This is a genomic window from Methanolobus sp., from assembly GCF_016278365.1.
GTDB lineage: Archaea > Halobacteriota > Methanosarcinia > Methanosarcinales > Methanosarcinaceae > Methanolobus.
In genome coordinates this window covers 208,365-227,745 of sequence record NZ_JADQBZ010000011.1, presented here as the reverse complement: position 1 = coordinate 227,745, position 19,381 = coordinate 208,365, and the positions used below count along the sequence as shown (strand labels likewise).

Here is a 19,381-nt window from a genome sequence, read left to right as displayed (position 1 = left end):
CTTTCTTATAATTGGCTAAATGTAAAAGGCAGCATTAACGTGCTGCCTTTGCGACTCTTTCCTTGCCGTCTTTCCTGTTGATGGAGAAACATTTTGCATCACGGTTTGCAGCAGCGATTATCTCTGCAGCCAAAGCGCTTGCGGCACTCTTCTTTGATTTGAATGAAGCCTGCTTTGATCCCATGGATATGTACCTGAGCGCAGTGTCCACACGTCTCTGGGATGAAGTATCGACTGCTTTGGGGACGGATATGCCTCCGTACTTGAGTCTTACTACTTCTTCTCTGGGGCCTGCGTTAGAGATAGCCTCGACAAGCACCTGTACCGGATTCTTCTTTGTCTTTGCGTGGATTATGTCAAGAGCTTCGCTCACAACAGCCATTGCGTTCTGTTTCTTGCCGGTGTTAGTCTCTTCCCTCATTATGTTGTTAACGAGGCGCTCAACTATGCATATCTCTGATTTGTTGAACTGCTGCTTGGCATGCTTTCCGTTACTGTGGGGAACTATTACAGGATCGATGTTCACGTATTTCTTGATTCCAAGGTCCGTGACTTCTACTTCTGTGAGATCCCATTTGCCGAATAACTTTAACATAATGATTATCTCCTTGGTTTTTCCTTGCGACCGATGACCATTTCCCTTAGGGAAACATTGTTCACGGCAATTACCTTGAAGCGCACTCCGGGAATATCACCCATTGCACCGCCCATACGGCCACCAATCCTTTCTACAGTTACTTCGTCGTGTTCGTCGATGAAGTTAATAGCTCCGTCACCCGGGCAGAATGCTGATACCTGGCGTCCGTTCTTGATAAGCTGGATCCTGACACATTTTCTGATAGCCGAGTTCGGCTGTTTTGCTTCGACACCCACTTTTTCAAGAACGATTCCCCGTCCCTGGGGTGCGCCACCAAGCGGATCAGCCTTTACGTCCAATCCAAGTGTACGTCTGTTGTAATAGGAGTCTTTCCACCTTGCGTTCTTACGAATGCTCTGAAGTGTGTGAGCTGCATACTTTCCATTTGGCATGTTAATTCCTCTGATTATATCTATGAGTTGATTTAAAGTTGTTATAATTGTGATCACTGAAGGATTACGTCATCTATGTCATGATGTCGCTTTGCAACAAGCTTAACTTTCTCTATGTTTTTTCCATCTCGTCCAATGGCAAGTCCTTTGTCCTTATTGGATACTTCTACATAAGCTAATCGCTTGTTGTTCCTGTCCACAATATTAACTGACCTGACAGTTACGGGGCCGAAAGCATTCTTGATGAATTCAGCCGGCTCGTCAGAATACTCCACGAGATCGATATGTTTATCCACAGTTTTTTTGACGCGGTTTATGTGATCACCATTCTTTCCGATGGCGGCTCCCATGTCGCCTGCCTTGATCACATATATTATGCGTCCTTCATCGATTATGCAATCCTTGACAGTTGCCTTTGTCAGTTCTTCAAATAAAGCTATATATCTCAGCCCTTCTGTAGATAATTTGATCTCACTCAAATATGGCAACTCCCTTTTATTAAGATGCAGCCAGTATGTCAGATTCGCCGCTGTCAATGATGGCCATTGCAGCGATGATGTATGGCTTACCGCATGCAGGTCCCAGTTCCATGCCTGTTCCTTTATAGTTCAGTATGGTCACATTTGTGCTTTCTATCTTTGCTCTGACATCTTTCGGGCAGTTTGCAGCCAGTACGACCATCTTTGCCTCATTGTTCATGGCGGCATCGATAGTGCGGTTTGATCCTATTATGACCTTGCCGGTTCTGATGACTTTGATAAGTGCTTTATCAATGTTAATATCCATTTACATCAACTCGTTTATAATGTGTTAGATTGTATCCTAATACTTGAATCCTTATATGTAGTTTCTGGTTGTTCATATGGAACAACATGATACTGTTTACCTTGAAATAAGGTGGACATCGCCTGTACCAAGCTTGATTGGCTGTCCTACTATAATGTTCTCTGTGACACCATTGAGCTCATCAAGGTCTCCACGCATTCCTGCATCGAGGAGGTGATTCACAGTAACTTCGAACGCTGCACGGGCAAATACACTGGCTTTCTCTCCAGAAATACCATGTCTGCCGATTTGCTTCACTTCGCCGTCACAGCACATGATATCTGATACAAGCATGATGTGCCTGACATCTACTGTAAGACCCTGCTCTCCAAGTGTACTGTTGGCCTCAGTAATGATTGCATTCCTTGCAGCCTCGATACCAAATACATTATAGATTTCTTCTACGTTGTTAGTATATGTCCTTGTGACATCCACACCCCCGATCTGCAGAACTTCCTTAAGTTGTGAGCCTTCTGTATAAAGGGTGTACTCTTCGCCATCCTTTCTGATAACAACTCTCTTGATACCTTCGATACCTTTGAGTGTGATGTTATGGATATTCTTCGCAAGCTGGAGTAGTTCCCTGTAAGATGGGGCATTCGGTGTCAGTATTACCTGGTTTGAGATATTATTCGAAACAGTTACAACAACATCCATTTTCTCGCGTATCTTGTCAGCGATCTCGTCTGGTGTGAGCGCTCTCTGGACCAGGTTCTTCTCGTTCAGGTCGATGATCAACTGCATGTTTGCGAGATCCGTCGTTATATCTGCAAGGTTCTCTATATGTGTTGCCTCTATTTCCCAGGCGAGAGCACGGGCCTTGTCCCTGTCGGTCGCATATCCTGACTCCAGTGCAATTGTCATCATAGGTGTGCTTGGCAGTTTCCTTGCGTCAACTATCTCTATAAGCCGAGGCAGTCCCAAAGTAACGTTAATTTCAGCGACACCGGCGTAGTGGAAGGTACGCATCGTCATCTGCGTTCCCGGTTCACCAATAGACTGTGCTGAAACAACACCTACCGCTTCACATGGCTCCACGAGCGCATACTGGTAGCTTTCCAGCAGGCGTTCGATGATATCTTCAAGCTCCTTCTTTGTGACTCCCGCCTTGATGGCATCATCTTTAAGGGTCTTCATTATGTTCTTCGGAAGATCAAGTTGTCCGATCATTGAATCTATAGTAGCTTCACTAATGCTCATCTTTAGTTCACCTCTCTTCCTGTTACCGCCCTTACTATACGATGCACTGCTTCCGGTTTGCTGTAGTCACTCTTGGTTGAGTCTATACCATCTTCTCCGTACTTGAACTGCACGATCACGCCACGAGTCTCACGGACGGATCCGTCATACTGCACCTCAAGGTCCTGCAACGCATTCACAAGCCTTCTCTGCAGGTAACCTGACTGTGATGTACGTACCGCAGTATCCACAAGACCTTCTCGCCCACCAATTGCGTGGAAGAAATATTCGGTCGGATTGAGACCACTCTTGTAACTGGCCTTCACGAAACCACGTGCATCGGCACCGAGGTCACCTTTGTCAAAGTGGGGGAGGGTTCTTCCGTTGTATCCTCTTCTAATCCTCTCACCACGAACTGCCTGCTGGCCGACACAGGCCGCCATCTGCGTAAGGTTGAGCATTGAACCCCTGGCTCCTGACTTTGCCATTATAACTGCAGAGTTCTCAAGACCCAGTTGCCTTCCTGCAATGTTACCTGTCTGGTCCCTGGCTTTACCCAGTTCCTGCATTATCTTCATTTCAATGGTCTCATCCATCGTACGCCCCGGCAATGCTTCGAGTTCTTTTGCCTCATAGGCTTGTATCAACCGCTGGACATTCTCCTCCGCCTCATTCAGGAGGTTGGCGATCTGCATCTTGGCAGTGGCCGGTATATCTTCGTCACTTATTCCGAAACTAAGGCCGGTCTTCATTACTCCGCGTATTGCAAGCCTTGTAAAGTCATCTACAAACTTGGCTCCTGCTTCAGTGCCGTATTCCTTGACAACCTTGTCAAGTATCTTACCTTTGAAAGCGCCGATTGCCTGCTCGTCAATGGTTCCCTGTAACATTTCGCCGTTTTCTATAACAACATAAGCTTCGTACTCACAGTCCCTCTTCTTGCATGTTTCACACTTGAAACATACTTGTGCGGGGAATTCCAGATAAAGCCCTTTGGGTAATATCTGGCTGAATATCTGCTTTCCGTTCCATAGGGGTTCGCCATCTGCGGTGTAACTTGAAGGCTCCGGCAGGACCCTTATGTCTGACTTCCTGAGCAGCTCAAGTGCAGCTGTCTTGGTAATGCTGTTCTCATTTCTCGTGAGCAGGAAAAGCCCTGATATGTGGTCGTGTATACCGCCAATGATCGGCCCTCCGAAACGCGGAGAGAGGATGTTCTCCTGTACCTGCATGAGGATGCTTGCCTCTGCTCTTGACTCTTCGGTCTGGAGAACGTGCATGTTCATCTCGTCACCGTCAAAGTCCGCGTTATAGGGGGGGCAAACAGCCGGGTTCAGCCTGAATGTCTTGTAAGGAAGAACCTTTACTTTGTGTGCCATGATACTCATCTTGTGCAGAGAGGGCTGTCTGTTGAAAAGAACTATATCGCCGTCCATGAGTTGTCTCTCAACGACCCATCCAGTCTGTATCTTCTCGGCAAGTTCCTCTTTATTGATCTCAGATACCCTGATACGCCTACCATCTTCACGTATCACGTAGTTTGCGCCAGGGTGCACTTCGCTTCCCCTGAGGACATACATACGCAGCAGGTCAATGTTTCTGGTGGTCACCCTTTCAGGAATTGTCATCTGGTGAGCAATCTCAAAAGGCACTCCTACCTCGTTTATACTCAGGTTTGGTTCAGGGGACACGACAGTACGTGCCGAGAAATTCACACGCTTACCTGAAAGACTTCCTCTGAAACGCCCTTCTTTTCCTTTTAAACGCTGGGTGAGGGTCTTTAAGGGTCTTCCTGATCTGTGTCTTGCAGGAGGTACACCTGACACTTCATTATCAAAGAACGTTGTCACGTGGTACTGTAGCAATTCCCACAGGTCCTCGATGATGAGCTGTGGGGCGCCTGCATCCCTGTTCTCCTGGAATCTCTGGTTGATACGGATTATATCTACAAGTTTGTGTGTGAGATCGTCTTCACTCCTCTGGCCGGATTCAAGGGTAATGGATGGCCTTACGGTGACTGGTGGCACAGGAAGGACTGTAAGAATAGTCCATTCCGGCCTTGCACTGGTTGGATCCATGCCAAGAACTTTCACGTCATCATCAGGTATATTCTCAAAGCGGTCCCTTATCTCAGTAGGGGTAAGCTTGTGACCATCTTCTATGTAATCAGTGGGCTTTTCGAATTTGACCTCTTTCTGCTCAGACGAGCAGTACGGGCATATCTTTGTCTTGCGTGACTCCTTGAATACCTCGTTGACAATATCGTCAGGAAGGTGTCCCATGTCCTTGGAGTTCTCCAGCTGGGCAAGGAAGTTCCTTTTCTGGTCGACAGTGAGCAAAAGCCTGCTGCAGTTATGACAGATGGAACGCAGTACTTTCCGGATGGTCTTGTTGAAACCCACATGGATGGCCGGGGCAACAAGTTCGATATGTCCGAAGTGGCCGGGACATTCACCTGCACGGCTTGAGCAGGTCTTGCACTTAAGGCCCGGGTCAATGACACCAAGCCTCAGGTCCATAAGTCCCATATCTATAGGGTAACCGTCGTCATCATATGTGTCCGCAGTGACGATGGAGGTCACACTCATTTTCCTAATTTCTCTGGGTGACAACAGACCGAACTTTATAGCGCCGATCCTTTTAGGTATAGATGGTAGTTCTTTCATTTAGTGATCACCTCAGACAGCGTCCTCGAGGTGCAGCCTCGGAGCCACACCAAGGGACTTGATCTCATCAAGCAATAGTTTGAATGCATAACTCATTTCCACCGGATGGATATCTGTTTCAGCACCGCAGTTAGCGCAGTATCTGATGTTCCTCTTCCTGTCGAAAGTGGCGATCATTCCGCAATGTCCGCAGACAAGCTCGACGACCTTGTCAGATTCATCCAGCAACCTTTCTTTCAATGTCATTGCAGCGCCATGGCCTATAAGCACATCACGCTCCATTTCTCCGAAACGCAGGCCTCCTTCACGGGCACGCCCTTCTGTTGGCTGGCGGGTCAGCACCTGTACAGGTCCACGTGACCTTGCATGTATCTTTGATGCAACCATGTGGTGCAGTTTCTGGTAAAGGATAACTCCTACGAACACGTCCGCACGGATCATCTGTCCGGTGACTCCGTCGTAGAATACTTCCTTTCCGGTGTGGGCAAAGCCGTGGTTCTTAAGTGCAGCACGCAGGTCATCCTCATATTCCCCGGAGAATGCCGTTGCATTGATACGCCTGCCTTCCATGGAACCAATCTTGCCTCCTATCATCTCGAGCACATGCCCTACTGTCATACGTGATGGGATGGCATGTGGATTGATAACCAGATCCGGCACCATGCCGGTATGTGTGAAGGGCATGTCCTCATAGGGTACGATGAGTCCTATAACTCCTTTCTGTCCGTGCCTGGAAGCAAACTTGTCGCCTATTTCAGGTACTCTCTGGTCCCTTATCTTCACTTTTGCAAGCCGGGTGCCATTGATGGAAGCTGTTAGCAGTACGGTATCAACTACTCCTTTCTCGTTGGAGCGCATGGTGATTGCACTTTCTCTGCGCTGTTCAACGGTAATGCCAAAATCGGACTGCTCTTCAAGGAAACGTGGCGGGCTTGTCTTGCCTATCAGGACATCATTTGGCCCGACAACTGTCTCCGGGTTAACAAGACCGTCTACGTCAAGGTTCGCGTATGCCTCCGGGCTGCGCGCTCCTCTGAACTCAGAGTCGGGTATCTCGAACTTGTCCTCCTGTCCACCTGGATATCTTCTTTCCTCTCCTTCAAAGGTTCTCAGGAAATGGCTCCTTCCAAGACCTCTCTCGATCGAGCCTTTGTTAAAGACCAGGGCATCTTCAATGTTGTGTCCTTCATATGACATGACAGCTACAACGAAGTTCTGTCCGGCCGGTCTCTCATCAAAGTGAATGGCTTCGCATGTCTGTGTCCTGACCATCGCTTTTTGCGGGTAGTGGAGCAGATGTGCGCGGGTATCCGGCCTGAGCTTTGTATTGGATGTGGATACGCCGATACATTGCTTGACCATTGCAGCACCCATGGTGTTACGTGGGGATGCATTGTGCTCCGGGTAAGGTACCATTCCGGTACAGATGCCTAGCATCAGGCCCGGGTTGATCTCCATGTGTGTGTGTTTCTCAGTTATGTCTCTGCGATAAAGGGCGATGAATGCATTCTCTTCTTCTTCTGCATCAAGGTACTCTATCTTTCCTTGTGTAAGAAGCTCGTCAAAGGACAGATCTCCCACAGCTATCTTATCTTCTTCGTCGGGAGTTACCAGCGCCTGTCCGTTCTCAGCGACGATTAGTGGCCTTCTGGCACGGCCCATATCCGAGCTAATAATCACTTCATGGATCTCTTCATACAGAGTAACATTGATCTGGCTTGAAATTACCCCTGCTCTTCGCTGTTTTCTTATGTTTTCCACCAGATCCGCAGGATCGTTATGTGTGCCAATCAGTTCTCCGTTCAGGAACACTTTAGCTTCATTCATCAAGTAATCCTCCCATGTTGTCGTCCAGTGTGTCGGAATAGTTCGCATATCCAAGCGGTTCCGTGTTCTCCTCATCTATGTGCGGGGCACCCTCTTCATCCACAAATTCTTCCACTTCTCCTTCATAACCTGGTATTTTATGGAAAGATGAGCGGATCATGGTCGGGGTGACTCCGAGATCATAGAGTATATTCTTGATAGATTTGTCCTCATCGGATCCTGTGGAAAGTTCAACCATCTGGGCGAAGTTCTTCACCAGTCCACAGTTTGGTCCTTCCGGAGTTTCAGACGGACAAAGCCTTCCCCATTGTGTAGGGTGCAGGTCACGGGCCTCGAAGTGTGGCTGTGCCCTTGAGAGCGGGGAAATGACACGTCTCAGGTGGGATAGTGTCGAAATGTAATCTGTCCTGTCAAGGAGTTGTGATACGCCGGTCCTTCCGCCAACCCAGTTACCTGTTGCAAGTGGATGCTGCAGACGGTCGGTTAGTACATCAGCACGAACAAGGGTTATGACATTAAGTTCACGGTTCCTCATATTCGCTCTCTCGAGCTGGTACTTAATGTCGCGGGACAGCCTGTTGAAAGCTACTCTGAACAGGTCCTCCATCAGGTCTCCTGTAAGTTTAAGCCTCTTGTTGGAGTAGTGGTCCTTGTCGTCCTCATTCCTCTTCCCAAGTGCAAGCTCAAAACATGATTCTGCCATCCTGCCCAGGAAGTTTGCTTTGGCGACCCTGTTAGTGGGTTCGTTACCAAGATGTGGCAACAGATATCTGTCAATGACATAGTTGGCACGCTTGATCTGGTAATCCCTTGCCTGCCCGGAAGCTACACGGGAGCCTATTTTCTCCATTGCTTCTTCTACGGTTGAGACCTCAGCTTCTTCCAGGTTCTCGAACATGAACTTCATTATCTCAGGATCTGTGGAAACCACTTTCACAAGGTCTTCATCAGTTTCGACGCCAAGCGCCCTCATGAGGGTTATAAAGTTGACGCGACCTGATATGGATGGGAATGACACTTCAAGAATTGATTTTCTTCCTCTTTCCACTACGACGAGTGCCCTGTATCCTCTCCTCTGGGAGAACACCTTTGCAACCTCGATCATGTCTCCATATCTTTCTCCGAACTCCGTGAGTATCTTGTTAGGAGCAAGGTCTTCCAGTGTCATGACGACACGTTCTGTACCATTGACTATGAAGTATCCTCCGGGGTCCAGCGGGTCCTCTCCATACTTAACCATTTCCTCATCCGTCAATTCTGTCAGGTTACAGATGTCGGATTTTATCATTACCGGGAGCTGGCCTATCTTTGCCTCTTGTGGCTCTTTCTCTTCTTCTCCTACAACAACGCTCATTTGCAGGTAGAGCGGTGCGGAGTATGAAAGATTCCTGAGTCTTGCTTCGTTGGGATATAACCTTTCGATAGCCCCATCTGCCTCTTTTACAACAGGATTCTCTACTCTTATCTTTCCCAGTTTTATGTATGTATCTTCAAGATCTGTCTCTATTACTCTCTGCTCATCGATGATCTTTTGAAGTCCGCTTTCCAGGAATTTATTATAAGAATCGATGTGATGCTGCACGACCTTATCCTTCGTGAAAAACGAATTCGCTATTTGCCCTTTACTTAACGCTATGATAGCACCCTCTTTATGTAATATGGTAATATCGCAAAAAAATCGTAATAATAATGTCCTTGTTCCTCTGTGAAACGAACGGCTCTACAATTTCACGCGATAACAAGCCGGTAGTAGAACGCTTCGCCAGCAGTCTGGCTCTTACGGGTGATTCTGACAACTTCTCCCACCTGTGCCCCAATCTCTTTAATCACAGGGTCCTCAACCTTTATTTTTGGAAGCTGTTCTTTCCCGCTATTATAATGTTTTAAAACAAGTTTTAACTCTTCTTCCGACATGATCTCATGTTTGGGAATTAATTCATGGTCGAGCAGACTAAATTTTCTCTCTGGCACTGTAGTTCCTCCCTCCAAAATGTGAACGTGGACACTCCTCGCAAAATATGGCGGGCTCGTAGGGATTTGAACCCTAGGCCGTCTGGTTAAAAGCCAGACGCTCTGCCTGACTGAGCTACGAGCCCATTTTGACTGATGTAACTTCGCTGGAGGTACTGCACGTCCATTCTTCGGTGTAGCGGTGACTACAGGTTCACATGGTATATATAACTTGTGGAGGCCTTCAGTCTCTTGCTCATCAGAATGTGTAAACGCTTTTTTACTATTTATATTTGTTTATTCACTATTTTATTTTTATAACTTTAATATATTATATCTGGCAATCTATATATATCATTAAACAGGCACTTTACAAAGTAAAGCCTAATCTTTTCTCAAAACCTGGCCTTTAAATAATAAGTGAAAGCAGGACTGTTCAGGTCCCGCATTCCCAGCCTTCCATGTATTCGGTCTGTTCACATGAAAGCTTGTCAATACTAATGCCCATAGATCTGAGTTTCATCTCAGCTACACCGACGTCAAGTTTCCTTGGCACGGCATGCACTCCGCTGGCAAGTTTGTTCTCAGCTATGTATCGAACGCACAGTGCCTGGTTTGCAAAACTCATGTCCATGACTTCTGCAGGATGTCCGTCGCCTGCTGCAAGGTTGACAAGTCTGCCCTCAGCAAGGACATAGACTTTCCGGCTGCCAAGGTCGTATTCTTTTATATTCTTCCTTGATGTGTGTACTGACCTTGCCATGGTTTCCAGGTCCTCAAGGTTGATCTCTACATTGAAATGTCCTGCATTTGCAAGAATGGCTCCGTCCTTTATCACTTCAAAATGTTCTCTGCTTAAAATGTCCCTGTTGCCTGTCGTCGTCAGGAAGATATCGCCTATTTTTGCCGCTTCCTTCATACTCATAACACTGTTGCCGTCCATGCGAGCCTCCAGTGCTCTGATAACATCTATCTCAGTAACGATTACATTGGCTCCGAGGCCCTTTGCGCGCATGGCTGCACCTTTCCCGCACCATCCATAACCTGCAATGACCACGTTCTTTCCTGCGATAAGCAGATTCGTGGTCCTCATGATCCCATCCCATGAAGACTGGCCGGTACCATAGCGGTTATCAAAAAGGAATTTTGTCTGTGCATCATTGACTGCTATGACCGGCATCTTAAGAGCTCCGTCGCGTTCCATGGCCTTGAGCCTGTGGATGCCTGTAGTTGTCTCCTCACATCCTCCGAGGATGGTCGGAAGCATTTCCACACGCTCGGTATGGATCTTGAATATAAGGTCAGCGCCATCATCTATGGTGATGTCAGGATTGAAGTCAAGGACCTTGTCGATAGCATCGTAGTATTCCTGATTGCAGCAGTCATATCTTGCATAACAGTCAATGTCTTTGCATGCATCAAGTGCAAGTGCGACATCATCCTGCGTGCTCAGGGGATTGCATCCTGTAATGGCAACCTCTGCCCCTCCTGCCACCAGTGTCTCCACAAGTACCGCGGTCTTTGCTTCCACATGAAGGGCCATACCGACCCTGTGTCCTTTCAGGGGCTTATCCTTTTCGAACTGTTCCCGTATTGCCGCAAGTACCGGCATATGGCTGCGAGCCCATTCAATTTTCTGCCTGCCGGAATCCACCATTTCTTTTTCACTCATTTGTAATCTCCTCATTAAATGTTAGTAATATTGATTAAGCGTTAATTCTTGCCACCAGTTCCCGGGAGGTTTGTATCGCCTTCTCAAGGATACTCTGCTCATCAAGGCTGTTAACTATGGAATCTTCCATGAGCACCTTCCCGGCTATGATGGTCGTCCTGACATCCTTGCCGCTTGCAGCATACACCAGCTGTGAAGCAACATCATACACGGGTGTGAGGTGGGGTCTTTTCAGGTCCACGATAATAATATCAGCGTTATAATCTTTTTTCAGGACCCCACTCTTAATGCCAAGAGCTTTTGCACCGTTACTGGTTGCCATCTCCAGTACCTTGCGTGCAGGCAGTGCCGTAGGGTCCATTGTACTGACCTTCTGGAGCAGTGCTGCAGTCTTCATTTCCTCGAACATGTCAAGGTTGTTGTTGGATGCACACCCGTCGGTCCCGAGACAGACATTGGCCCCGCTTTCAATAAGTTTGGATACCGGTGCTATGCCGGATGCAAGTTTCATATTGCTTACGGGATTGTGTGAAATATTGACCCCATGCTCTGCAAGTATCTTTATGTCCCCGTCGGAGAGCCATACACAGTGTGCTGCGAGTATATCCGTTCCCCAGAAATCGATGCCTTTAAGGAAATGTATGGAGCACATTCCAAAATTCTCTTTCATATAATTGAGCTCCGCCTCGGTCTCAAGCACGTGGATGTGTATTCTTACTTTATCCTTTACAGCCTGCTCTTTTACCCTTATCAGAAAGTCTCTGGAGCATGTGTTGGGTGCATGAGGTCCGTACATCGTGGTGATTCTGCCTTCCGCCTTCCCATTCCATTCTCTGACAAATCTCATACCCTCATTAAGCTCAGCATCAGCCTTCTCTTTGTTACAAAAGTCTATCATGCCGTATGAGAGTGCAGCCCTCATGCCTGAATCATCAACGGCCTGCGCAACCCTGTCCATATGGATATACATATCAGCAAAAGCTGTTGTACCAGACCTTATCATCTCCAGGCAGGCAAGAAGGCTGCCGTCATAGATGTCATCATCGGTGAGTTTTGCTTCCGCAGGCCAGATACGGTTCTCCAGCCACTCCTTTAATGGCATATCATCTGCTTTTCCTCTGAAAAGCGTCATTCCTGCATGGCAGTGAGTGTTTACCAGTCCCGGCATAACCACACAACCTCCGGCATCTATTACTTTGTCCGCGGTGCTGTCAGTGGACGTGCCAACTTCTGTAATTATACCATCCTTGATAACAACAACTCCGCCCTTAATGTCCCCCATATCGGGATCCATTGTGAGCACATAAGCATTTTTGATTATGATGTCTGCCATGTTTACCTCTTATTTATCGTCTGTATCTATCCCAATTCTAACTTCAATTCCTCAAGATACAGGTGCATTATCCTCAGTCTCTGCTCTGCTATCTCTCTTGCAGTCCGGGTATTCAACCTTTCCATTATCCTGAAAGGCTTTCTTTCCATGTAATCGTAGAATCCGTCAAAAGGATCATCTGTATAAGCATTCATCGATGTTTCCTTTACCGTCCCGATGGTGCTTTTCAGCGCTCTGAGAGCTCCCATGGAAACAAGCGAGCGGAATATTCCCACAGCTCCAAGAGCATCCAGCCTGTCGGCGTCCTGGAGGATCATGGCCTCGATAGTTCCGGCCTGCATACCTCTGCTGAATCGGTGGGTAAGGATGCAGGAAGCCACGTGCTCCACCACATTCTCTTCCAGGTCCCTGCCTGTGAGGAACTCCCGCGCTATCTCCGCGCTATAAACAGCATGGTTCCCGCCTTCCTTATGCTCCCTGACAATGCCTGCATCATGGAGCAATGCGGCAAGCTGCAGCACTTGCCTGTCCCCTCCTTCTGTTTCCCGGATGTGCAGGCAGAGCTTTTCCACACGTTGTATATGTGACATGTCATGGGTGCTTGGCTCCCCTGCAAGCAATCCTGAGACAAACTCCCTTGTCTGCACTATCAGATCCATCGTATCCCTCTTTCTTCTGACTGCTGTTTCAATCTTTCCTGGATCGCATAGAGGGCGTCGGCAATAACCTCGTTGTTATCGTATGCTTCGATGACTTCCTCAAGGGACTGCCTGCTGTCCTGTTTCATTTCCTTCGTAAAGTGTATCATGTTCTGTAGCGCCCGTGTGACGTTGTCCACTATGGTCACCGTTGCACTGAGCGAAGTTCTTGAGAGCGGGTTAAGGTCGATGGCAATGACCGTCTTTCCCATTTCTGCCAGTTTCTGGCAGCGATCCCCGTCTTCCAGTGGCACCAGCACAACATCCGCGCTGAAGATCCCTTCCTCATCCACTATCGCCCTGTCATGGGACAGGTCAAGTCTCTTGTCGCCTTTGCCACCCAGCACCTTGACGGCACCATGGGATTTGAGAAGCTCTATGATCTTGTGCACCCTGGCATCACTCCTATGGAAGAGGTTCACTTCAAGAGCAGCTCCCGTAAAATCTGCGAGAGCCACAAGACTCTCTGGTACGAGTGCTGCTGTGTTCCCGTTCACCGATATGATCGGTCTCTTTGCCAGGAGAATGTATGCAACAGCAGCTCTCTCAGCCACGGCTGCGGATTCAATGGTCTTCTCACCTATGAGATAATCGAACGCCTCTCCCCTGCCCTGTGCAACCAGGCCTTGCTGGCTGGTAAAACCCATACGTACGCCTTCCACTATCTTTTCCCTGGTAATGAGGGATTCGTACCTTGGATGGTCTATGGGAATCTCTGTCATATTTTTATCTCCTCAGATCATTCGAATGCTGCCGGGGCTTATCCTGTAGTGCAGCACCTGCCCGAAGCAGGAAAGGATTTCCTCAATTTCAGCACCCTTACAATTTGCTCCCATTGCAAAGACCGTATTGCCGAGCATGGCCTGGGATGCTATTCCTCCTACTGCCTCTACATCTTCTATAATATCTGTTACCTTTTCATTTGCCAGTTTTGTCCCAATGGAAAAATCCCTGGAGCAGGTCATGAAGTTCTCTATGCTGGGCCTTACCATAAGTCTTTTCATGGCAACCTTTCCTGCAGTGTTTATACTTCTTACAGCCTCTTCGTTTCCAAGTACCGAGCCTGTCGGCAGTTTCCCCAGGACGATGCAAAAGACATCTGATTCGCCTGTCGGTATCCTGTCGCAGGCGCCGATACCCGGGGCTCCGGGTGATGTTCTTATCACAGCACCGCCCAGCGACTGGGCAGCTACATCCCCCAGTCCGCTTCGGTTCCTTACTTCCGCTACATGGGCTACCTCATTGAGCTTATTGGCTGTGAGATTAAGTGACAGAGCGCGGTTTAGGGCATAGGCCGTACCGAGAGCACCGGCGCCTGATGCGCCCAGCCCACATTCTATGGGTATCTGCGCAATGCTTTCAACTTTGACTGGTCTGTCAGTAAGCATTTCCACAACAGTCCGGCTGGTGCTGCCTGCAACATGCTTACCGTTCAACGATATGGCTGTCTCTTCGATAGTTTCCCCAATGGTTACAGTGGTCTCAACTCCCGCATTGAGCACTATTCCGCAACCTGTGGAACCTTTCCTTACAGGATCCGTATGATCATGGACTTCGAAAAAACCTGTAATATGCGCAGGTGCAAAAGCTCTTGCACTGATTGTTTCCTTGCTTGCCATCTAGTGTTTATCCCCTATGGAAAGCATCCGGGTTATCTCATCCATGATGGTGTTTGCTATCACGCTTTTTGGGCCGCTGATGTTCATGTGTTCCTTCCTGTCCGGCCTGATCATATATATGCTGTTATCATCGGTTCCCATTCCACCGGCACTGACCTCATTCGCGATTATCATGTCCAGATTGGAATTGTTGAGCGTACGCAGCGCACGCTCAAAAAGTTCTTCTTTGCTTATCCCGGTCTCTGCCTTGAACCCGACTATCTTTATTTCCGGATGAGCATTTCTTGCTTCTTTGATTAGCTTACGGGTAGGCCTAAGCGAAAGCACCGGCTCTCCTCCCGACTTTATTTTTGTTCCTGCTGCCTCCAGTGTGTAATCGCCAATAGCAGCCGCGCTTATCAGCAAGTCATAACCTCTTGCAAGCTCCTCCAGTACTGCGTCTGTCATCTGTTCAGCACTTTCTACGGATATTTCCCGAATACCATCGATCTCAAGCCTGTTCCTGTGCACTATGGTGACCTCAGCACCTCTGCGGTAGGCTTCCAGTGCCAGCTCGGTTCCAGTTTTCCCCGACGCCCGGTTAGTAAGTATCCTTATAGGATCCACAGTCTCTGCCGTAGCACCGCTTGTGATCAGTATCTTTTTCCCTTGCAGGCTGTTGCTGCCGATCATGCGCTCGACCTCAAGCACTATCCGGGTGTTGTCGCTGATCTTGGCAACACCTTCTTCGACCCTGGGCCAGATGATGCCTATGCCCCATGACCTTAATTTCTCAATGTTTTCAATCACTGCGGGATGCCTGTACATATCTTCGTGCATTGCAGGTACCACCATGACAGGTTTGCCTGCTCCGATGGCTGTTGTCGCAAAGGTTGTCACCGGTGTGTCATCTATCCCTGTCGCTATCTTCCCTATGGTATTTGCCGTTGCAGGTGCTACAAGTAAGAGGTCTGCACTACCCATATTTCCAAAGAATTCCACATGCTCCACTTTCCCGGTTATCGCGGTGATGACCTCATTCCCGGTAGCGTAGTGCAGGGCCATCGGGTTGATTATCCATCCCGCAGCCTCGCTCATGACCGCATGCACATCCGCGCCCCTGCGTATGATTTCTCTCGCCAGCTCGACCGTGCGCACGGCAGCGATGCTGCCTGTAACTGCAAGTACGATAGTCTTGCCATGTAACGATTCGGATCTCGTGGACTTTATCCACAGAGTCGGGTGTCCTTTTGGGATCAGGGGCATTTTACATCCTTTTTTGATTAAATAAGTGAATTTTTAGTATTTAATAGGGGTGGGTAAAAATAGTTTGATCTTTTGAGGATATCTAATTAGCTCCTGAAACCCTTGTTCTAATTTGATGGTGTTCCTTAGTATTCCACGATTCGCATTCATCCCTGAAATATCAAGACCCGGATTTACATGGGATTTACACAGATCTCTTTTTTGCAGGGTTCTAAGATCCACCGTTTTTGCAAATATGTGTTACTCTTGCAGATCCGTGTCTTAAATCTAGTTTGAAAACAGATAGCCTTAATGAGAAAAATGAATAGGCTTTTAAATCAAAACTCTAATTGGATAATCTCTTCTTATATTCTGTAGTACTTGTAATAGTTTGTACTTAAATGATAATGTGCTTATGTTATTGAATAGGAGGTGCATTTACATTGACTCCTCTACCGCTTCCCCGCTTCGCAACCCTCAATGATAAATACAAGATTCTCGCTCTCTACCGTGAAGTTACCTCACGCCCCCATGGTCTTGTGCGTGAAGCCTACGAGATCACAGAAGAATACGTTGATAAGTTCCTCGGGAACAGCCTTGCGGACGGAATAATCCTTGTGGTTGATGATGGCGAAGGCGCCGGGCTCGTCGGGGAGATACACACCTACAGGCCCACTCTTATTGCTCTCTCGCATGTTCTCGAGCATCTTACCGTTGCTGTGCATCCTTCATTTCAGAGAAGAGGTGTCGGAAGAGCACTTTTTATTGCTATGCTTGATAAGGTAAGGTCGGATCATCCGGAGATTCTCCGGGTCGAGCTGATAGCAAAGGAAAGCAATCATGCTGCCATCAGTCTTTACAAGTCTCTTGGATTTTTGGAGGAAGGCAGGATGGAAAAGAGGATCAAAAAACCGGACGGGAGTTTTGAGGCCGATATCCTGATGGTATGGATGAACCCGGAATATAAATGAGAAGGTAGCCTTATAATTCATGAAAACAAGCACGGGACTGGAAAAAAGTAAATGGTTGGTGTGAACACACCGCCATTTATCTGATGAATATTAATCTTTCGCCGCGTAGCATAACCATTTCATCCTTTTCCCACTGATAACTTTCATTTTCTTCAGTGACTGTCCATATTTCATATTCCCAGTATTTTCTGTCTCCGTTCTCATTGAGCATTGTCCATCCGCTGACTCCGTAATACGTGTCTGTAAGAGTATCCATTGCAGTTTTTATACTTCCATCATTCTCCGGAATGGCATCCAGGTCAACAAATGTAGCTATCCAGAGGGCGTCATATGCTGTCAATGCGTAAGATTCAGGAATCCTTCCAAGCTGTTGTTCTATTCGGGGTACGGTTGCCTGGTAGATGTCATTAGATCCCATGTATCCGTACATTGGTGCCTTGAGGTTGGTTGCTACAGCAAAACCGGCTGCACTATCATTGTCGATAAGTCCCTTGTTCAGTGCCATGCCGTCAGTGCCGTACCAGTTGACCTCTGAAAGGGCAGGATAGTTCTGGGCTAACGTAAAGATCTCTGTTACCTCTCCATAGGAACAAAGAACCACAGCTATGGACCCCTCGTCGTATTCTGAAGTGGCTGCTACTACTTTCTCATTGAGTGACTCTACTTCTGTGGAAAGGTCCAGGTTATCTGTTTCGTATGTAACTCCTTCAAGAACTGTGCCATCAAGAATCTCCAAACTCTTTTCAACCTCATCGGCGAGTCCGCTACCCCACGTGTCATTCCTGTATATAGGGATTATAGTGGTAGTGCCTTCTTCCTTCATGAGTGAAGCCAGTATCATTCCCTGATTTGTATCATCAGGTACAAGCCTGAACAGATTGTCGCCAGGAATTGCTAAAGATGGGGCTGTTGATGCGGTACTCAGAAGGATGATGCCATTCTCGTTTGCATATTCAAGGACAGCTTCTGCCTCATTACTTCCCTGTGGACCAATAACGATCTTAATTCCCATTCCATTAAGTTCTTTGAGTTGCTCCAGGGCTGTTTCAGGATCACTTCCTGTGTCCTTGACAATCAATTCTACGTTCTTTCCGGAACCAAGTTCTGAGAAATAGCCGTTAATATCCCCGGCCGACAATTCAAGTGCAGAATGGCTTGCTTCTCCTATAGAGGCAAGGTTGCCAGTAAGTGGTAATAGTGCTCCAATAGTGATGTCCACTGATTCATCAGATACCTTTTCTGTAGTTCCGACACAACCCAAACCTAGGATTGCAACTATCATAAGGCTCATTAGAACGCCTGTGATTTTTTTCATTCGATTATCTCCGGTTAACTACTAAATTATATTAATTTAAATATTTTCCTAGTATATTTAATAGCTTGCTGTTGCCTTTTGAAAGATTCTCTTTCATTAAGTAGCGCTTCTTGCTCCTTTTCAGCCATGAATCGATATGTTTTAATAGTCCTACTTCTACAAAATCACCTTTACAGTGAGGAATCTTTATGGGCATACTCAAAAATCAAAAATTTCTGATCATATTAATAATACTGATTGTCGTTTCAGCAGCAGGGTGCAGTTCGGATGACAGTAGTAATGATGATGGTAATGCAAACGTAAAAGGTGCCGACGGTGCCGCTCCAGGTAATGGATATACAAATACCCTCGGAATGGAATTCGTGCATATAGAAGCAGGCACTTTCAGCATGGGTTCAGCTAAGTATGCTGCTTCACAGCCCGTTCATCAGGTAAGGCTGCAGAATTCCTTCTATATCAGTAAGTATGAAGTGACACAAAAGCAGTGGGCGGAGATTATGGGCAGCAATCCTTCTGCATCGAAAGGCGATAATAAACCTATTGAATCAGTTTCATGGGACGAGGTCCAGCAATTCATAGCTAAGCTCAACGAGAAGGAAGGCACTACCAGGTACAGACTGCCTACAGAAGCCGAATGGGAATATGCAGCCAGGGCAGGGACAACTACGGAATACTCCTTTGGTGTCATCGATGCTGAAAAAGGCATGACCCTTGCAAACCATGCATGGTTCAAGGATAACTCTGATGGTGCAACCCATAATGTGGGCCAGAAGCTTCCAAACTCATGGGAATTGTATGATATTCATGGAAACGTAGGTGAATATGTTCAGGACAGCTGGGCTGAAGGCTATAGCAGCGCATATGAGGATGGTAGCGCAGTAGTAAAGAGCGGCAGCACTCTGAAAGTAGCCAGAGGTGGCAGTTGGTCTAGTTTTTCCAATGCATTGGATTCTGCATATCGGGTCAAAAAAGATGCTCGTGACGGTGATTCTATGACTGGTTTCAGGCTCGTTATGGATGCCTGAACCTTTTTCCTCTTATTTTGATCCTCCCTTTTTATTTCCACTTTTTTG

General features: G+C 47.3%; 18 protein-coding genes and 1 tRNA gene. 2 read left to right on the top strand and 17 right to left on the bottom strand.

Annotated elements, in window-relative coordinates:
- Nucleotides 1-34 precede the first annotated feature (34 nt).
- The 16 genes from QZZ22_RS12805 to coaBC form a co-directional block, all read right to left on the bottom strand.
- Entirely contained in the window at nt 35-604 is a 570-nt protein-coding gene (locus QZZ22_RS12805; protein WP_292465590.1) for a 30S ribosomal protein S7, read from the bottom strand.
- Nucleotides 601-1,029: a 30S ribosomal protein S12 gene (locus QZZ22_RS12800; RefSeq protein ID WP_015052943.1), complete on the bottom strand. Its 429-nt coding sequence runs from the start codon at nt 1,027-1,029 to the stop codon at nt 601-603. The genes QZZ22_RS12805 and QZZ22_RS12800 overlap by 4 nt, the downstream gene beginning before the upstream one ends.
- A 53-nt stretch (nt 1,030-1,082) precedes the next feature.
- Entirely contained in the window at nt 1,083-1,508 is a 426-nt protein-coding gene (locus QZZ22_RS12795; protein ID WP_292465510.1) for a NusA-like transcription termination signal-binding factor, read from the bottom strand.
- A 19-nt stretch (nt 1,509-1,527) separates the two neighbouring features.
- The gene (locus QZZ22_RS12790) at nt 1,528-1,815 is read right to left on the bottom strand and encodes a 50S ribosomal protein L30e (protein WP_292465509.1); all 288 of its coding nucleotides are present in this window, start codon (nt 1,813-1,815) and stop codon (nt 1,528-1,530) included.
- 96 nt (nt 1,816-1,911) lie between these two features.
- A complete protein-coding gene (gene rpoA2, locus QZZ22_RS12785) occupies nt 1,912-3,024 on the bottom strand; it encodes a DNA-directed RNA polymerase subunit A'' (protein WP_292465588.1) in 1,113 nt (370 codons plus the stop codon).
- A gap of 32 nt (nt 3,025-3,056) precedes the next feature.
- Nucleotides 3,057-5,699: a DNA-directed RNA polymerase subunit A' gene (locus QZZ22_RS12780; protein ID WP_292465507.1), complete on the bottom strand. Its 2,643-nt coding sequence runs from the start codon at nt 5,697-5,699 to the stop codon at nt 3,057-3,059.
- A gap of 12 nt (nt 5,700-5,711) precedes the next feature.
- Nucleotides 5,712-7,526 carry a DNA-directed RNA polymerase subunit B gene (gene rpoB, locus QZZ22_RS12775; RefSeq protein ID WP_292465505.1) on the bottom strand — a complete coding sequence of 605 codons (1,815 nt, stop codon included), beginning with the start codon at nt 7,524-7,526 and terminating at the stop codon, nt 5,712-5,714.
- Nucleotides 7,519-9,141, bottom strand: coding sequence for a DNA-directed RNA polymerase subunit B'' (locus QZZ22_RS12770; RefSeq protein ID WP_292465585.1), 1,623 nt, complete (start codon nt 9,139-9,141; stop codon nt 7,519-7,521). Before QZZ22_RS12770 ends, rpoB begins: the two co-directional genes overlap by 8 nt.
- Nucleotides 9,142-9,254: 113 nt before the next feature.
- Nucleotides 9,255-9,440 (bottom strand): DNA-directed RNA polymerase subunit H, encoded by a 186-nt coding sequence (locus QZZ22_RS12765; protein WP_292465583.1) that lies wholly within the window; start codon nt 9,438-9,440, stop codon nt 9,255-9,257.
- A gap of 105 nt (nt 9,441-9,545) precedes the next feature.
- Nucleotides 9,546-9,622 (bottom strand) — tRNA-Lys (locus tag QZZ22_RS12760).
- A gap of 290 nt (nt 9,623-9,912) precedes the next feature.
- A complete protein-coding gene (locus QZZ22_RS12755; RefSeq protein ID WP_292465503.1) occupies nt 9,913-11,148 on the bottom strand; it encodes an adenosylhomocysteinase in 1,236 nt (411 codons plus the stop codon).
- 34 nt (nt 11,149-11,182) lie between these two features.
- Nucleotides 11,183-12,481 carry an amidohydrolase family protein gene (locus QZZ22_RS12750; protein WP_292465500.1) on the bottom strand — a complete coding sequence of 433 codons (1,299 nt, stop codon included), beginning with the start codon at nt 12,479-12,481 and terminating at the stop codon, nt 11,183-11,185.
- A 26-nt stretch (nt 12,482-12,507) separates the two neighbouring features.
- Nucleotides 12,508-13,140: an HD domain-containing protein gene (locus QZZ22_RS12745; RefSeq protein ID WP_292465498.1), complete on the bottom strand. Its 633-nt coding sequence runs from the start codon at nt 13,138-13,140 to the stop codon at nt 12,508-12,510.
- Complete coding sequence (locus tag QZZ22_RS12740) at nt 13,131-13,901, bottom strand: 4-phosphopantoate--beta-alanine ligase (RefSeq protein WP_292465496.1); 771 nt, start codon at nt 13,899-13,901, stop codon at nt 13,131-13,133. The genes QZZ22_RS12745 and QZZ22_RS12740 overlap by 10 nt, the downstream gene beginning before the upstream one ends.
- Nucleotides 13,902-13,913: 12 nt before the next feature.
- On the bottom strand, nt 13,914-14,798 hold the full coding sequence (locus tag QZZ22_RS12735; RefSeq protein ID WP_292465494.1) for a pantoate kinase: 885 nt from the start codon (nt 14,796-14,798) through the stop codon (nt 13,914-13,916).
- The gene (gene coaBC, locus QZZ22_RS12730) at nt 14,799-16,043 is read right to left on the bottom strand and encodes a bifunctional phosphopantothenoylcysteine decarboxylase/phosphopantothenate--cysteine ligase CoaBC (RefSeq protein ID WP_292465491.1); all 1,245 of its coding nucleotides are present in this window, start codon (nt 16,041-16,043) and stop codon (nt 14,799-14,801) included.
- 422 nt (nt 16,044-16,465) lie between these two features.
- Here coaBC and QZZ22_RS12725 point away from each other — a divergent pair, with 422 nt between their 5' ends.
- The gene (locus tag QZZ22_RS12725) at nt 16,466-16,993 is read left to right on the top strand and encodes an N-acetyltransferase (RefSeq protein ID WP_292465488.1); all 528 of its coding nucleotides are present in this window, start codon (nt 16,466-16,468) and stop codon (nt 16,991-16,993) included.
- A gap of 76 nt (nt 16,994-17,069) precedes the next feature.
- Here QZZ22_RS12725 and QZZ22_RS12720 read toward each other — a convergent pair whose 3' ends face one another.
- The gene (locus tag QZZ22_RS12720; protein ID WP_292465485.1) at nt 17,070-18,308 is read right to left on the bottom strand and encodes an ABC transporter substrate-binding protein; all 1,239 of its coding nucleotides are present in this window, start codon (nt 18,306-18,308) and stop codon (nt 17,070-17,072) included.
- 188 nt (nt 18,309-18,496) lie between these two features.
- Between QZZ22_RS12720 and QZZ22_RS12715 the strand changes: the two genes are divergently transcribed.
- On the top strand, nt 18,497-19,333 hold the full coding sequence (locus QZZ22_RS12715; RefSeq protein WP_292465483.1) for a formylglycine-generating enzyme family protein: 837 nt from the start codon (nt 18,497-18,499) through the stop codon (nt 19,331-19,333).
- The last annotated feature ends 48 nt before the right edge of the window (nt 19,334-19,381 follow it).

Bases quoted from the DNA above. Each gene is read 5' to 3' on its own strand.
- QZZ22_RS12800 (WP_015052943.1), bottom strand. From the start codon at position 1,029: ATGCCAAATGGAAAGTATGCAGCTCACACACTTCAGAGCATTCGTAAG.
- QZZ22_RS12790 (WP_292465509.1), bottom strand. From the start codon at position 1,815: ATGGATATTAACATTGATAAAGCACTTATCAAAGTCATCAGAACCGGC.
- rpoA2 (WP_292465588.1), bottom strand. From the start codon at position 3,024: ATGATCGGACAACTTGATCTTCCGAAGAACATAATGAAGACCCTTAAA.
- QZZ22_RS12780 (WP_292465507.1), bottom strand. From the start codon at position 5,699: ATGAAAGAACTACCATCTATACCTAAAAGGATCGGCGCTATAAAGTTC.
- rpoB (WP_292465505.1), bottom strand. From the start codon at position 7,526: ATGAATGAAGCTAAAGTGTTCCTGAACGGAGAACTGATTGGCACACAT.
- QZZ22_RS12765 (WP_292465583.1), bottom strand. From the start codon at position 9,440: ATGTCGGAAGAAGAGTTAAAACTTGTTTTAAAACATTATAATAGCGGG.
- QZZ22_RS12755 (WP_292465503.1), bottom strand. From the start codon at position 11,148: ATGAGTGAAAAAGAAATGGTGGATTCCGGCAGGCAGAAAATTGAATGG.
- QZZ22_RS12750 (WP_292465500.1), bottom strand. From the start codon at position 12,481: ATGGCAGACATCATAATCAAAAATGCTTATGTGCTCACAATGGATCCC.
- QZZ22_RS12745 (WP_292465498.1), bottom strand. From the start codon at position 13,140: ATGGATCTGATAGTGCAGACAAGGGAGTTTGTCTCAGGATTGCTTGCA.
- QZZ22_RS12740 (WP_292465496.1), bottom strand. From the start codon at position 13,901: ATGACAGAGATTCCCATAGACCATCCAAGGTACGAATCCCTCATTACC.
- QZZ22_RS12735 (WP_292465494.1), bottom strand. From the start codon at position 14,798: ATGGCAAGCAAGGAAACAATCAGTGCAAGAGCTTTTGCACCTGCGCAT.
- coaBC (WP_292465491.1), bottom strand. From the start codon at position 16,043: ATGCCCCTGATCCCAAAAGGACACCCGACTCTGTGGATAAAGTCCACG.
- QZZ22_RS12720 (WP_292465485.1), bottom strand. From the start codon at position 18,308: ATGAAAAAAATCACAGGCGTTCTAATGAGCCTTATGATAGTTGCAATC.
- QZZ22_RS12715 (WP_292465483.1), top strand. From the start codon at position 18,497: ATGGGCATACTCAAAAATCAAAAATTTCTGATCATATTAATAATACTG.